This window comes from Plantibacter sp. MPB07 (assembly GCF_046619465.1).
Classification (GTDB): Bacteria; Actinomycetota; Actinomycetes; order Actinomycetales; family Microbacteriaceae; genus Plantibacter; species Plantibacter auratus.
The window spans coordinates 1,032,936-1,048,143 of record NZ_CP177043.1; the positions used below are offsets into that span (position 1 = coordinate 1,032,936).

Annotated in this window: 11 protein-coding genes; 7 read left to right on the top strand and 4 right to left on the bottom strand. The window is 69.0% G+C overall.

Annotated features, from left to right (window positions below; all coding sequences use genetic code 11):
- Positions 1-40: 40 nt before the first annotated feature.
- Positions 41-1,543, bottom strand: a complete 1,503-nt coding sequence (locus tag ACLIME_RS04870) for a leucyl aminopeptidase (protein WP_411558338.1) — start codon at positions 1,541-1,543, stop codon at positions 41-43.
- A gap of 120 nt (positions 1,544-1,663) precedes the next feature.
- On the opposite strand from ACLIME_RS04870, the gene ACLIME_RS04875 reads away from it, so the two are divergent.
- From ACLIME_RS04875 to ACLIME_RS04895, 5 genes are all read left to right on the top strand, one after another.
- Positions 1,664-2,587: a proteasome assembly chaperone family protein gene (locus ACLIME_RS04875; RefSeq protein ID WP_079705876.1), complete on the top strand. Its 924-nt coding sequence runs from the start codon at positions 1,664-1,666 to the stop codon at positions 2,585-2,587.
- Between the two features lie 9 nt (positions 2,588-2,596).
- On the top strand, positions 2,597-3,904 hold the full coding sequence (locus ACLIME_RS04880; protein ID WP_411558339.1) for an MFS transporter: 1,308 nt from the start codon (positions 2,597-2,599) through the stop codon (positions 3,902-3,904).
- A 224-nt stretch (positions 3,905-4,128) separates the two neighbouring features.
- A complete protein-coding gene (locus ACLIME_RS04885) occupies positions 4,129-5,412 on the top strand; it encodes an RNA polymerase sigma factor (RefSeq protein ID WP_411558340.1) in 1,284 nt (427 codons plus the stop codon).
- A gap of 4 nt (positions 5,413-5,416) precedes the next feature.
- Positions 5,417-6,679: a MurT ligase domain-containing protein gene (locus tag ACLIME_RS04890; protein ID WP_411558341.1), complete on the top strand. Its 1,263-nt coding sequence runs from the start codon at positions 5,417-5,419 to the stop codon at positions 6,677-6,679.
- Complete coding sequence (locus ACLIME_RS04895) at positions 6,676-7,425, top strand: hypothetical protein (protein ID WP_411558342.1); 750 nt, start codon at positions 6,676-6,678, stop codon at positions 7,423-7,425. Before ACLIME_RS04890 ends, ACLIME_RS04895 begins: the two co-directional genes overlap by 4 nt.
- A gap of 107 nt (positions 7,426-7,532) precedes the next feature.
- Here the strand turns inward: ACLIME_RS04895 and ACLIME_RS04900 are convergent, their stop codons facing one another.
- Complete coding sequence (locus ACLIME_RS04900; protein ID WP_079705880.1) at positions 7,533-7,763, bottom strand: hypothetical protein; 231 nt, start codon at positions 7,761-7,763, stop codon at positions 7,533-7,535.
- Positions 7,764-7,994: 231 nt separating this feature from the next.
- Here ACLIME_RS04900 and ACLIME_RS04905 point away from each other — a divergent pair, with 231 nt between their 5' ends.
- Positions 7,995-10,073, top strand: a complete 2,079-nt coding sequence (locus ACLIME_RS04905; RefSeq protein ID WP_342450832.1) for a DNA topoisomerase IV subunit B — start codon at positions 7,995-7,997, stop codon at positions 10,071-10,073.
- A 92-nt stretch (positions 10,074-10,165) separates the two neighbouring features.
- Here the strand turns inward: ACLIME_RS04905 and ACLIME_RS04910 are convergent, their stop codons facing one another.
- Complete coding sequence (locus tag ACLIME_RS04910) at positions 10,166-12,673, bottom strand: DNA topoisomerase (ATP-hydrolyzing) subunit A (RefSeq protein ID WP_411558343.1); 2,508 nt, start codon at positions 12,671-12,673, stop codon at positions 10,166-10,168.
- An 87-nt stretch (positions 12,674-12,760) separates the two neighbouring features.
- On the opposite strand from ACLIME_RS04910, the gene ACLIME_RS04915 reads away from it, so the two are divergent.
- Complete coding sequence (locus ACLIME_RS04915) at positions 12,761-13,903, top strand: alkaline phosphatase family protein (protein WP_411558344.1); 1,143 nt, start codon at positions 12,761-12,763, stop codon at positions 13,901-13,903.
- A 12-nt stretch (positions 13,904-13,915) separates the two neighbouring features.
- Here the strand turns inward: ACLIME_RS04915 and sepH are convergent, their stop codons facing one another.
- Positions 13,916-15,034, bottom strand: a complete 1,119-nt coding sequence (gene sepH, locus ACLIME_RS04920) for a septation protein SepH (protein ID WP_138947033.1) — start codon at positions 15,032-15,034, stop codon at positions 13,916-13,918.
- Positions 15,035-15,208 lie beyond the last annotated feature (174 nt).

Below are 15,208 nucleotides of genomic sequence, written 5' to 3' on the forward strand. Positions count from 1 at the left end.
GGCGGCGTCGAGGCGGGTCGAACCGCCCCCACCGACCTTACTACGGGTGGCTAATCTCCTCGGCCATTGCGAGGAGGGTGCGGACCGCGACGCCGGTCGGGCCCTTGGCGGTGAAGCCGTAGGGGGCGTCGCCGTTCATCGCACTCCCGGCGATGTCCAGGTGGGCCCACGGGATGCGGGTGGTGCCGCCCTCCTCGTCGGTGCGGTCGGCGATGAACTCCTGGAGGAACGTGCCTGCGACGAGCATGCCGCCCGCGGTGGTCCCGGGCTTCGCGTTGGCGAGGTCGGCGACGTCGGAGTCGAGGACCTTGCGCAGCTCCGCGGGGAACGGCATCGGCCAGAACAGTTCGTCCGCACCGGAACCGGTCGCGATGAGGTCGGTGACGAAGGACGCGTCGCCCATGACGCCCGTGTAGCGGTTGCCGAGTGCGACCACGGCGGCTCCCGTGAGGGTCGCCACGTCGATGATGGCGTCCGGGCCCTCCTCGCCTGCAGCGACGAGTCCGTCGGCGAGGACCAGCCGGCCCTCGGCGTCGGTGTTGGTGACCTCGACCGTGCGTCCGCCCCGGATGGTGAGGACGTCGTTCGGCCGGATCGCCGTGCCCGACGGGAGGTTCTCGGCGAGGCAGAGCCATGCGGTCAGCCTGGTGGGCACCCCGAGACGCGCGGCCGCGGCCAGGACGGCGAGCACGGTCGCCGCGCCGGTCATGTCGTACTTCATGCCCACCATCGAGACCGGCGGCTTCAGGGAGAGGCCGCCGCTGTCGAAGGTGATGCCCTTCCCGACGAGGGCCAGGTGACTCCTGGCGGCATCCGGGTGGTAGCTCAGCTTGACCAGTCGCGGAGGCCGCGAGGAGCCCTGCCCGACGCCGAGGATGCCGCCGAACCCGTCCTCGGCCAAGCGGGTCTCGTCCCATTCCTCGACCTCGACGTCGAGGCCGTCGACCGCTGCTCGCGCCGCGTCGGCGAAGGTCGCCGGGTAGAGCTCGTTCGGCGGCGTGTTGACCAGGTCCTTCACGAGCTCGATGGCCTCGGCGACCGCGGTGGCGTGCTCCGCGAGCCCGGCATCCGGTGCGTCCACGGTCGACGGGACGACGACGGTGATCTGTCCGAGCGGTCTCGGTGCCGGCGCGGATCCGACACCGCGCGACGCGGTGTAGCGGTAGGCGCCGATGGCCGCCCCCTCGAGGACGGCTTCGGCGGCAGCGGCCGTCTCTTCCGTCAACGCGAACGCGATCGAGGCCTGGCCGTCGATCGTCCGGGTCACTGCGCCCGCGGCTCGTCGGAAGGCCGCGTCGTCCGCATCCGGACCGAGGCCGACCAGCACGAGACCGGAGGCCGCGCCGAACCGGTCCGGGAGGCGTCGCACCTGGTCTTCCGACCCCGTGACCCCGGAGGCGCGCAGCTCGTCCGCGAGCGGCGCGTAGACCTCTGGCGCCAAGAGCTCCGGTCCGTCGTCGCCCTTCTTCACCGCGAGGACGAGCAGCTCGGCCTCGACTCCCTCGGCGGCGGCGGACAACACGGAGAGCACGGGGATCGTCATGCCTCCATCGTAGGCACGTACCGTTCCTGACCGAGGCGGGGCCGCCGGTGTTCGCTCTCGGCGGTACCGCCGACGCTCGGAGGGGAAGGTCGCTGCGACACCCCCGTTTAGAGTTGAACCATGCCTACGCCTGACGACCTCTACGAGGTGCACCCGGAGATCGACATCCCCGCCGGCCTCCACCTCGTCGCGGGCCTCACCGGGTTCTCCGACGCCGGCGGCGCGGTCGGGCAGCTGAACGCCTACCTCGACGACGTCCTCGACACGACGGTCATCGCCGAGTTCGACGCCGACGTCCTGCTCGACTACCGGGCCCGCCGGCCGATCATCTCGTTCGACCAGGACCACTTGACGGAGTACCGGCCACCTCGGCTGACCCTGTCGCTCGCCCACGACGAGCTCGGGTCGCCGTTCCTCCTGCTCACCGGTTTCGAGCCCGACTTCCTCTGGGACCGCTTCGTCGCAGCCGTGCTCGAGCTCGTCGACCGCTTCCGGGTCAGCGACACCACGTGGGTGCACGCCATCCCGATGCCGGTCCCGCACACCAGGCCGATCGGCGTCACCGTCAGCGGCAACCGGTTCGACCTCATCGAGTCGCTCTCGGTCTGGCGCCCCCGCACCCAGGTACCGTCCAACGTGCTCCACCTCCTCGAGTACCGCCTCTACGAGCGCGGCGACAGCATCGCGGCCTTCGTGCTCCTCGTTCCGCATTACCTCGCCGACACGGAGTTCCCGGCCGCGGCGATCACGGCGATCGAGAGCCTCAGCGCGGCGACCGGGCTCATCTTCCCCACGGACCGCCTCCGCGAGGACAGCCGCGACTTCCTCGTCAAGATCGACGAGCAGGTCGGGACCAACCACGAGCTCGGCCAGCTGGTCACGACGCTCGAGGAGCGGTACGACGCCTACATGGCCGACAACTCGCCGAAATCGCCGCTCACCGACATCGACGGGGCGCTCCCGACGGCCGACGAGATCGCCGCGGAGCTCGAGAAGTTCCTCGCGAGCCGGCGCCACGGCGACGAGGACCGCTCGACCACCTAAGCTGGATCGGTGGGATCTCGACGCGTCTGGTGGGTGTTCGGCGTCGGCGTGTTCGCCTACCTCATCACCGTCATGCAGCGGTCGACGCTCGGCGTGGCAGCGGTGGACGCCACTGAGCGGTTCCAGATCGACGCCGCCGCGCTGTCGACCCTCGCCGTCGCGCAGCTCATCGTGTACGCCGCGATGCAGGTCCCGGTCGGGGTGCTCATCGACCGCCTCGGACCTCGCGTGCTGATCATCGCGGGGCTGACGGTCGTCATGGCGGGCCAGATCTGGCTGGGCCTCACGACCGAACTCGGCGGCGCGATCGTCGGCCGGATGCTGGTCGGCCTCGGCGACGCCGCGGTGTTCACCTCCGTGTTGCGGCTCGTGAACTCCTGGTTCCCCACCCGTCGGGTGCCGATCGTCTCGCAGTGGGTCGGCAACATCGGGCAGATCGGACAGATCCTCTCGGCGGTGCCGTTCTCCTTCGTCCTGCACGCCTTCGGCTGGTCGCCGGCATTCCTCAGTGCGGCCGGACTCGTCCTCCTGGCGCTCGTCGGGGTGTTGATCGTCGTCCGCGACCGGCCGTCCGGTTCCGACGAGGCGCCGCGCCCCGAGACCTGGGGCCACGTCGTCCGCGAGGTCGTCATCAGTCTGCGTCGGCCAGGGACGCGTCTCGGGTTCTGGTCGCACTTCGTCACCCAGTCCTCCGGTACCGTCCTCACGCTCCTCTGGGGCTTCCCGTTCATGGTCTACGCCCTCGGCTACCCGCAGCCCCTCGCCGCATCGTTGCTCATCGTGATCGTGGTCTCCGGCATGATCGCCGGACCCATCCTCGGGGTGCTCACCGCCCGGTTCCCCTACCGGCGGAGCAACCTCGTGCTCGGGATCGTGACGGTCATGGGCGTCGCCTGGGCCGCACTCCTGCTCTGGCCGGGCGTCCCACCGATGTGGCTCGTGATCGTCCTGTTCGTCGTGGTCGGGGTCGGTGGCCCCGGTTCACTCATCGGGTTCGACTTCGCCCGCACCTTCAATCCCATCCGCGCGCTCGGCGGGGCGAACGGCATCGTGAACGTCGGTGGGTTCCTCGCGAGCTTCGTCATGATGTTCCTCATCGGTCTCATCATCGACGCGGTCAGCGGGGGATCCCGTGCCGACTACTCCATGGACAGCTTCCGGATCGCCTTCTCCGTGCAGTACCTGGTGGTCGGGTTCGGGGTCGCGATGCTGGTCGTCGCCCGGTCCCGCACGCGGAGGCGCTTCGCCGAGGACGAGGGCATCGCCGTCGGTCCGCTGTGGATCGCGGTCCGAGCCAGGCTCGGGCGCCGTCGCTGAGCGTTCGCTTCGTCCACCGATCCCACCCTTGACAAACGGCCTGTGGCTCTGAGGTCTTCCGGCGCGCGCTATAATGGAACACGGACCCGTTCACCTCTCGGAATGTCGGCGGCCCTTTTCGGGTTGCACTGCACCAAGACTTGACATGGGTCCTCGTAATGTCCGAAATCACGGACGATCCGGCGATGACTGTCCATGCCGGGTCCGAACAGGAAGGTGCAGCTATGGCCACCAAGACGGCTCGCGCAGACGAAGCAGCGCCAGCAGACGAGGCCACGGAGGCTCCCGCAGCGAAGGCTCGGACCACCAAGGCCACCACGACCCGAGCGAAGGCTGCTCCCAAGAAGGCCACCCGCGCCAAGGCGGGCACGAAGTCGAGCACGGAGCCCGATGAGGGCGCGGACGACGAGGACGTCGTCGTCGAGGTCGTCGCCGACGACGCCGTGGTCGACGCGCCCGCAGGCGACGCCACCGAGGCGGTCGAGGAGGAGGACGACAAGTCCGTGCCGGAGATCACCCTCCCCACCGACGCACTCGTACTCTCCAACAGTGACGACGACGAGATCCCGGTGTACTCGGCCGCGATCACCGGCGCCACCGCCGACCCGGTCAAGGACTACCTCAAGCAGATCGGTAAGGTCGCGCTCCTCAACGCGGCCGAAGAGGTCGAACTCGCGATGCGCATCGAGGCGGGCCTCTTCGCCGAGGACAAGCTCGCCCAGCTCTCCGACCTCGAGAAGCGCTCGCGGGTCGGTCGTGAGCTCCAGTGGGTCGCGAAGGACGGTGCCCGCGCCAAGAGCCACCTCCTCGGGGCGAACCTCCGACTCGTCGTGAGCCTCGCCAAGCGGTACACGGGCCGCGGCATGCAGTTCCTCGACCTCATCCAGGAGGGCAACCTGGGCCTCATCCGTGCGGTCGAGAAGTTCGACTACACCAAGGGCTTCAAGTTCTCCACCTACGCGACCTGGTGGATCCGTCAGGCCATCACGCGCGCCATGGCCGACCAGGCACGCACCATCCGCATCCCGGTGCACATGGTCGAGGTCATCAACAAGCTCGCCCGCGTCCAGCGGCAGATGCTGCAGGACCTGGGCCGCGAGCCCACGCCCGAGGAGCTCAGCCGCGAACTCGACATGACGCCTGAGAAGGTCATCGAGGTCCAGAAGTACGGCCGCGAGCCCATCTCGCTGCACACGCCCCTCGGCGAGGACGGCGACAGCGAGTTCGGCGACCTCATCGAGGACACCGAGGCGGTCGTGCCGGCCGACGCCGTCAGTTTCACCATGCTGCAGAAGCAGCTGGAGTCGCTCCTCGACTCGCTCTCCGAGCGGGAAGCGGGCGTCATCCGGATGCGCTTCGGCCTCGGCGACGGCATGCCCAAGACGCTCGACCAGATCGGCGACACCTTCGGGGTCACCCGTGAGCGGATCCGGCAGATCGAGTCGAAGACCATGGCGAAACTGCGTCACCCGAGCCGATCCCAGTCGCTCCGCGACTACCTCGAGTAGGAGCATGCGCTACGCCCCGGCCATCCTCGCCGGTCGTGCCGTCCGATTCCTCGCCAGGCTGCGCAAGCCGGGCGGGGGATCGGCCGTTCCCGGCCTCGTGGTCAACCGCATCGCGCCCGGGTTCCTCCCCGACACGTTGAACGCCTTCCCGCGTGGTCTCGTGATCGTGAGCGGCTCGAGCGGGAAGTCCACGACGACCAAGATGCTCGTCGGCATCCTGCGTGCCCACGGCGTGTCGGTCTTCACGAACCCGTCCACGGCGAACATCTCCCAAGGCCTCACCTCGGCTCTCCTCGAACGAGCCGACCTCCGCGGCCGGATCGACGCCGAGCTCGGGGTGCTCGAGATGGACGAAGGGCACGGCGCGCTCATCGCGCCGCGGCTCGCGCCCGCCCACGTCATCCTGACCAACGTGTCCGTCGACCAGATCGACCGCTTCCACGACGCTGCCATGGTGGCGCGCATGCTCGACGCGATCGCTGCCCGATCGAGCACGTCGCTCGTCCTGAACGGCGATGACGCGCTCGTCGACGCCGTCGCGCCAGGCAGCGACGCGACGCGATGGCGGTACGGCGTCTCGACGGCCGTGCTCGGCGCCAGCGCACGCGGCCTCGGGTACAGCACGACCTCGTCCGATCGGGTCGATCCCGGTTCCGGAACCGTCGTCGAAGCCCTCGACGGCGACCTGGTGTCCATCACCCACTGCGGCGAGACCGTCCGGTTCCGTCTGCCGGCTCGTGGCGTGCACTACGCCGTGGATGCGGCCGCAGCCCTCTCCGGCGCCGCCGCGATCCTCGGCCCCGAGTTCCAGCTCACCATCGCGGCTGAGTCGTTCCGTGCGCTCACGCCGGTGTTCGGCCGCGGTGAGGTGACGACCGTCCGCGGTGTCGAGGTCGAGTTCGTCCTCGTCCAGAACCCCGCGAGCTATCAGCTCAACGTCGACAGCCTCGCGGCCGACACCGAGCAGATCCTGGTGGCCGTCGGGAGCGACGTCCGCGATCCCTCGTACCTCTGGCCGGTCGACACGTCCAGGCTCGGTCGTGTGGCGATCGTGTCGGGGTCCAAGGCCTGGGAGGCCGCGCTGCAGCTGGGCTACGACGGCGTCGAGATCGACCGGATCGAACCGGACCTCGGCACGGCGTTGGACGCGTTCCTCGCTCTCCCTGCGCCCGCGCACGGTCGGAAGACCGTGATCTTCACCGCCGACTCGATGCGTCGTACCCGCGCGCACCTCGGCCTCGCTTCGAACGATCAGGACGACGCATGACGACCGAGCCGACGATCACCATCGCCGTCCTCCTGCCATCGAGCTGCAATGTGAACGGCGACGCCGAGAACGGCGCGGTCCTCGCTCGCCGGGCCCGCGCGCGTGGCCTCGCCGTCGAGCTCGTCCCGGTCGAGTCGGTCGCCGAGCTCCCGAGCACGGTCCACGCGGTCGTCCTCGGGTCGTGCGACGACCCGTCGGCGCCACAGGTGCTCGAGACGCTCCGGCCGTTCCGCGACGCGTTCATCGCCTGGGTGGAGGCCGGCGTGCCCGTCCTCGCGGTCGCCAACGGATGGAAGCTCCTCACTCGCCGGCTCGAGCTGGTACCGGGGAGCTGGGTCGAGGGCCTCGCCATCATCGAGGGCGACGCCCCGTTGCGGCGTACGCGGGCGAGCGACGACCTCGTCGTCGTGCCGAGCGGCCGCCTCGAGCTCGACGCCCCGGTACTCGTCGGGTACGAGAACCACGGGCGGGACTTCCGAGCCGGGACGGGCGTCGAGTCGATCGGCACCGTGCAGCACGGACGAGGCAACGGCGACGGCACGGAGGGTGCGCTGGTCGGACCGTTCGTCGGAACCCACCTGCACGGCCCCGTCCTCGCCAAGACCCCGGAACTGGCCGATCGGCTGCTCCGTCTGGCGATCACGGTCGCCGGGGGGACTTCGATGCTCGACGAATCGCCAGAGCTTCACGCCCTCGACGAGATCGCCGCCAACGCCGGAGCGCAGATCGTCTCGGCCCTCGCCTGAGTCCGCGCGCGATCGAGGCCGCGCTGGTCTGAGACCGCGCTTCCTCGATGACATGACGAAGGGCCCCGGATCTCGGATCCGGGGCCCTTCGTCGTGATGCCGGTGGACTAGGCGCGCTGCTCGTTGAAGAGTCGCGCGGACTCGTCGTGCCAGTCGGTCGCGACCTGCGTCAGCTTCTCCTGGTACTTCTTGCCGTGGTGCGCGCAGAACAGCAGCTCACCGCTGTTCATCTGCACGCGGATGTAGGCCTGTGCTCCGCACAGATCGCAACGATCGGCGGCAGTCAGTTGCTGGGCGTCGAGGTCACTCGGCGTGCTCTCGGTAGCAGTCTGTGACATGTGCTCCTCCTGACTCGGGCGGCTACGAAACTCGTAGTACTCATGAAAGCACGCGATTGTCACAACGGGGTCCCATTCCGTGTTCTTTTCGCTGTGCGCGTAGATGATTCGGATCAACCCTGCAGCCGGATGGGTCGACGACCCGAGACAACGCGCCGTCGCGCGGCTCCGGACGATCGCGCGCCGAGTGTCTCCCTCGGCGTGTCGGCGCCGACGACTACGCTGGGAAGCGTGAGCAGCGACTACTCCGCAAGGCATCTCTCCGTCCTCGAAGGCCTCGAGGCGGTGCGCAAGCGACCGGGCATGTACATCGGTTCCACCGACTCGCGTGGCCTCATGCACTGCCTCTGGGAGATCATCGACAACTCCGTCGACGAGGCCCTCGGCGGGTACGGCGATCAGATCGAGATCGTCCTCCACGCCGATCAGAGCGTCGAGGTGCGCGACCACGCGCGTGGTATCCCGGTGGACATCGAGCCGAAGACCGGCCTCTCCGGTGTCGAGGTCGTCTTCACCAAGCTCCACGCCGGCGGGAAGTTCGGCGGCGGTTCGTACGCCGCGTCCGGCGGCCTGCACGGCGTCGGCGCATCCGTCGTCAACGCCCTGTCCGAGCGACTCGACGTCGAGGTGGATCGCGGCGGCAAGACCTACGCCATGTCGTTCCACCGCGGTGAGCCGGGGATCTTCGCCGACACGGGGGAGCCGACCCCGGACGCACCGTTCACGCCGTTCGAGAAGCAGAGCGAGCTCCGCGTCATCGGCAAGACGAAGCGCGGCGTGACCGGCACCCGGATCCGCTACTGGGCCGACCGCCAGATCTTCACGAAGGGCGCCCAGTTCCAGGCAGAGGAGCTCCTCGGCCGCGCGCGCCAGACCGCCTTCCTCATCAAGGGTCTCGGCATCCACATCCGCGACGAGACCGTCGACGAGCCGACCGAGGCGATGTTCCGCTACGAGGGCGGCATCTCCGAGTTCGTCGACTACCTCGCGGGCGACACTGCACTCACCGACACCTGGCGCCTCACCGGCAGCGGCACGTTCACCGAGACCGTCCCGGTGCTGTCGCCGTCGGGCACCATGGTCGCCACCGAGGTGGAGCGCGAGGCAGAGGTCGACATCGCGCTGCGTTGGGGTACCGGGTACGAGACGGTCATGCGCAGCTTCGTCAACATCATCGCCACGCCGAAGGGCGGCACGCACCAACTCGGATTCGACCAGGGCCTCCTGAAGTTCCTCCGCGCCCAGGTCGAGCAGAACGCCCGTCGGCTCAAGGTCGGCTCGGACAAGCTCGAGAAGGACGACGTCCTCGCCGGCCTCACGGCGGTGCTGACGGTGCGTCTCGCCGAGCCGCAGTTCGAGGGCCAGACGAAGGAGATCCTCGGCACGCCGGCCGTCCGCGCCATCGTCGCCAACGTCGTCACGAAGGAGCTCAAGGAGCGGTTCGCCTCGACCAAGCGCGACGACAAAGCGCAGACCGCGCTCGTGCTCGAGAAGATCGTGTCGGAGATGAAGTCCCGGATCTCCGCGAGGACGCACAAGGAGACGCAACGCCGCAAGAACGCGCTCGAGAACTCGTCGCTCCCGGCCAAGCTGGTCGACTGCCGCTCGGGCAACCTCGAGTCCAGCGAACTCTTCATCGTCGAGGGCGACTCGGCACTGGGCACGGCGAAGCTCGCCCGAGACAGCTCCTACCAGGCGCTGCTCCCGATCCGAGGCAAGATCCTCAACGTGCAGAAGGCCTCCGTCTCCGACATGCTGTCGAACGCGGAGTGCGCGTCCATCATCCAGGTCATCGGCGCGGGCTCCGGACGATCGTTCGATCTCGACGCCGCCCGCTACGGCAAGATCATCCTCATGAGCGACGCCGACGTCGACGGCGCCCACATCCGGACGCTCCTGCTCACGCTCTTCTTCCGGTACATGCGGCCGCTGATCGAAGCGGGTCGCGTGTTCGCCGCGGTACCGCCGCTCCACCGCGTCATCGTCATCAACCCCGGCTCCAAGCCGAACGAGACGATCTACACCTACTCCGAAGCCGAACTGCACGCGGTGCTGAGCGACCTCAAGCGCACCGGCAAGAAGCACCAGGAACCGATCCAGCGCTACAAGGGCCTGGGCGAGATGGACGCCGACCAGCTGGCCACGACCACCATGGACCGCCGTCACCGGACGCTGCGCCGTGTCCGGGTCGAGGATGCGGAATCGGCCGGACGGATCTTCGAACTCCTCATGGGCAACGACGTCGCCCCGCGCAAGGAGTTCATCGTCGACAGCTCCGACCGGCTGTCGCGGGAGAGCATCGACGTCTGATCGTCGGTCGTCCACCGAGAAGCAGGACCGACGACGAAGGCCCGGATCGAGCAGTGCGCTCAGTCCGGGCCTTCGTCAGTGCGGAGCTCCGATCAGGACGATTCGTCGCTCGCTACCGCGTCGTCCGTCGCCGGTGCTGCCGGTGCGGTGATCGCGCCGCCGATGAACCCGACGGGGGCGTCGAGCGGCACCCCTGAGGCATCCCGCTTCGCGCCGACCTCCGGGAGCGTCCGCGGTGTCCCGTCCGTCCCGACGGCGTGCGCCGGAGCGGCGCCGACCCACGCGACGGCCAGCTGGTCCTCGCCCTTCAGGAAGCGCTGCGACCGGACACCGCCGGTCGCACGACCCTTGGCGGGGAACTCGGAGAACTCCGACACCTTCGCGCTCCCGGTGTCTGTTCCGGCGAGCGTCAGCGAATTGGTCGCGACGGTCACGACGACGACGTCGTCGGTGGGCAGGACCGCCGTGAACGAGATGACCTTCGCACCGGCCGCCAAGTTGATGCCGGCCATGCCGCCCGCGGCCCGCCCCTGCGGACGGACGGACGTCGCGGCGAAACGGAGCAGTTGTGCGTCGGAGGCGACGAAGACGAGTTCCGCGTCGTCGCCGACCTGCGTCGCCCCGACGACGTGGTCGCGCGGCTTGAGCGTGATGACCTCGAAGTCCGGCTTGTTCGGCAGATCCCCGGGGATGACCCGCTTGACGACGCCGGTCTCGGTTCCCAGCACGATCGGCTGCTCCGAGGTCAGCGAGACGATCGCCAGCACGCGCTCATCCCGGTTCGGGAGCGACAGGTACTCGCCCATCCGGACGCCGGCCGCGAGCTGGATGGAGGCCGCCGGCACCGCGGGGAGGTCGAGCGGGGTGAACCGGATGACGCGACCGAGGCTCGTGACGGCACCGAGTTCGGTGCGGCTCGTGGTCTCGACGACACTCAGGATCGCATCGTGCTTGCTTCGCCGACCGGGTCGTGGTGCGGGTGCGTCCTGCTCGAGGTCGACGCGGAGCGCCCGTCCGGTCGCGCTGAGGTAGACGCGGCACGGGGTGTCGGCGAGCTCGAGCACCGGGGCGCTCTTCCCTCGACCGGTCGTCGCGACGCTCGGCTTCGCGTTCGTCAGCATGGTCCGGCGCGGCGTGCCGAACTGCTCGGCCGCAGCGGCGAGCTCTGCGGAGACCGCGGCGCGGATGAGTCGTTGGCTCCCGAGCAACCGCTCGAGTTCGGCGATCTCCGCCAGCAGCTTGTCGCGCTCGGACTCGAGTTCGATCCGCGAGAACTTGGTGAGTCGTCGGAGACGGAGCTCAAGGATGTACTCGGCCTGCAGCTGCGAGAGGTCGAAGACCTCGATGAGCCTCGCACGGGCCTGTTCGGAGTCGTCGCTGGCGCGGATGACCTGGATGACCTCGTCGATGTCGAGGATGGCGATGAGGAGCCCCTCCACGAGGTGGAGGCGTTCCTTGCGTCTCGCCAACCGGAACCTGCTCCGGCGGGTGACCACGCTGATGCGGTGGTCGACGTACACCTGCAGCAGTTCCCGGAGGCCGAGAGTCTGCGGGCCGCCGTCGACGAGCGCGACGTTGTTGATGCTGAAGGAGTCCTCGAGGGGCGTGTAGCGGTAGAGCTGCTCCAGGACGGCCTCGGGGGAGAACCCGGTCTTGATCCCGATCACGAGGCGGAGCCCGTGGATGCGGTCCGTCAGGTCGGTGACGTCGGAGATGCCGTTGAGCTTCTTGGAGCTGACACCGTCCTTGATCTTCTCGATGATCTTCTCCGGACCCACCAGGTAGGGCAGTTCGGTGATGACCAGACCGGTCTTCCGCGCGGTGACTGCTTCGACGGAGACTTTGGCGCGGGTCTTGAAGGAGCCGCGACCGGTGGCGTAGGCGTCCTTGATGCCGTCCAGACCGACGATCGTGCCGCCCGAGGGGAGGTCGGGACCCGGGACGAACTCCATCAGGTCTTCGAGGGTGGCCTGAGGATGCGCGATGAGGTGCCGTGCCGCACCGATCACCTCGACGAGGTTGTGCGGCGCCATGTTGGTCGCCATACCGACCGCGATGCCGCTGGCGCCGTTCACGAGGAGGTTCGGGAACGCGGCCGGGAGGACCTCGGGCTGCATGAACTGGTTGTCGTAGTTCGGGACGAAGTCGACGACGTCCTCGTCGAGGTCGGCCGTCAGCGCGAGTGCGGCGGCGTCGAGCCGGGCCTCCGTGTACCGCGGCGCGGCGGGCCCGTCGTCGAGTGAGCCGAAGTTCCCATGCCCGTCGATGAGCGGGACGCGGAGCGTGAAGGGCTGCGCGAGGCGGACGAGTGCGTCGTAGATCGCTGTGTCGCCGTGCGGGTGCAGCTTCCCCATCACTTCACCGACGACGCGGGCCGACTTCACGTGGCCACGATCCGGGCGCAGGCCCATCTCGGTCATCTGGTACAGGATGCGGCGCTGCACCGGCTTCAGGCCGTCGCGCGCGTCGGGGAGGGCACGGGCGTAGATGACCGAATAGGCGTACTCCAGGAAGGAGGTCTGCATCTCCGACGAGACATCGATGTCCTCGATGCGCTCGCCACTGGTCTCCGTCGGCGGGGTCTGCTGTTGGCGGGTCATTCCGTGTCTCTGCTGAGGGGAGTCGAGCCGGTGCTCGGCGAGGATGGCGGGGCGTGGTCGTCAGCGCGGTGTGCGAGACTGAGCCCGATGACCACCATGCTACCGACGGTCGATCCGGAGTCACGCAGCCTTGCCGGTGTCCTCCCGGATTGCCTCGCATCCCTGACGGTGGGCGGTGGATCGCTGCCCGCGGCCGACCATGCCGTCGTCGTCCTCGTCGACGGCCTCGGCGCCGCGAACCTCCGCGGAGCCGCCGCCCACGCTCGGTTCCTCGCGCCGCGCCTCGGCCCGCGCTCCACCACGACGTCGGCGTTCCCGTCGACGACCGCGGCCGGGATCGCGACGCTGACCACCGGGGCCTTGCCGGGTCGGCACGGCCTCGTCAGCTACCGAGCACGGGACGTGGCGGGGGACCGGGTCGTGAACCAACTCAGCGGCTGGGACGCCGGCATGGTGCCCGAGACCTGGCAGCGCCTCCCGACCGTGTTCGAGCGAGCGAGAGGCGAGGGCGTCACCACGACGGTGATCGGTCAGGAACGGTACCGCAATTCGGGCTTCACCCGAGCCGTGCTCCGAGGGGCGGACTACCGGGCCGGACGCTCGATGGCGGACCGCCTCGACGCGGCCCGAGAGATCGTGTCCACGACCGCCGGACCCACACTCAGCTACGTGTACGTCCCCGAGCTCGATCAGGCGGCGCACGAGTACGGGTGGGAGTCGGGACGCTGGACGGCGCTCCTCGAGGAGCTCGACGGCGATCTCAAGCGGTGGTCGTCGCGACTGCCCGCGTCGACCGGCGCGCTCATCACCGCCGACCACGGGGTGATCGACGTCGCACCCCATCAACATGTACTCTTCGACCAGGTGCCCGAGCTGGTCGCCGGCGTCCGCCACATCGGCGGGGAGCCGCGATGCCTTCACCTCTATATGGACGCCGATGCAGGCCCGGCGGATCGGGATCGCCTGGCTGAGGCCTGGCGAGCCGAAGAGGGCGGCCGCGCCTGGATCGCGACACGCGAGCAGGCGGTCGACCACGGCTGGTACGGCGAGGTCGACCCTGGGGTGCTGCCACGGATCGGCGACGTCATCGTCGCAGCCCGGAAGCGCATCGCCTACTACGACTCACGTCCCGCCGATCAGAGCGCGAGGGGCATGATCGGACAGCACGGATCGCTCACCGACGACGAACGCCGGATACCACTCCTCGGCCTCGGTCGTTACGAGCCCTGAGGCCCTGACCGATCAGACCGGGTCGTCGTCGGACTTCGCACCGAACACGATCTCGTCCCAGGACGGCATCGACGCCCGGCCGCGGCGCGCCTTGGCTCCGGACGGCGTGCCGCCATCGGAGGACTCGGCATCGCCCGCGCGTCGCTGCTGCGCGGCCTCGAACTCACCGGTGTCGAACACCGCCAGCGGGGTCTGCTGATCCGGGACGGCGTGCGGCGCACTGGGGCGCTCGGCAGGTTCGGGTTCGCTGGGGGCGGACTCCCGCTCGCCACGGCGCTTGCGGAGCGCCTCGAGCAAGTCGGCGGTCTGGTTGTGCTGCTCGGGGCTCGAGGCCTCACGGTTGATCGCGGCCTGCGTCGCAGCCTTCGAGGACGGTGCACGGCCGAAGCCCGTGTCGGCCGCGAACGGCAACGGCTCGATCGGACGCGTCTCGGCGGGACGGTCGGTCTCGCTCTGCTGCGGCGTCGACACGCGGTCCAGGGAGAACGCGCCGCTGTCGAAGCGTGAGGTGTCGGGGGAGTCGTCGGTGTCGACAGCACGCAAGCGGGGGATCAGCGCGGCCGGCAGGTCGCCCTGACGCGAGAGGGTCGTGGCCTCACTGCCGATGGGCGTGAGGGCGAGCTTCTTCGGCTCGAACGCCCAGCGGGCGTCGTGGTCGACCTGGTCGGCCGTGAAGGACAGCTTGACGATCCAGCCACCCTCAGGCTCCTTCCAGCTCGTCCACCGTTCGTCGGTCGCGCCGAGCTTCTCGAGTCGAGCCCGGATGACGTTCCCGAAGGTGGCTTCGATGTCGTCGGCCGACGTGTCCGTCGTCGGCAGGACGGCGACGCCCAGGGCCGTGCCGACGATGTGCTCGCGCTCCGCCATCACCGGACCCTCGAACCGCTGCACGTACTCCAGTGAGGCGCCGGTGACCGCTGCGACGTCCTCGGCGGAGAGCCCGCTGCGGATGTGCGCCTGCACTTCCCTCGGAGAGATCTTGGTGTTCCCACCGATCGGCGCACCGGCCGGCTTCGCCCGCCGCAGGTGGACGTGGAACGAATCGTCGACGATGAGGCGGTATTCCTCCTCGTTCCGATCTGCAACGATCAGAGCGCCGAGCTCCGCTCCGACTACCTTCAATTCCTGCATGATGAATGCCTCTCAGCGTGCCACGTGATTGACCCACGTTCTCACGGATCACGGGCGTATTCGCGGAATACGCCGGGCGTGCCGTCAGTTGCACGGGAAGGTTCCGCATACCCTCCCGAACACGGTTTGCAATTCATGCGGAACTGATGCAAACTGTGCCCGCCGATTTTGTTC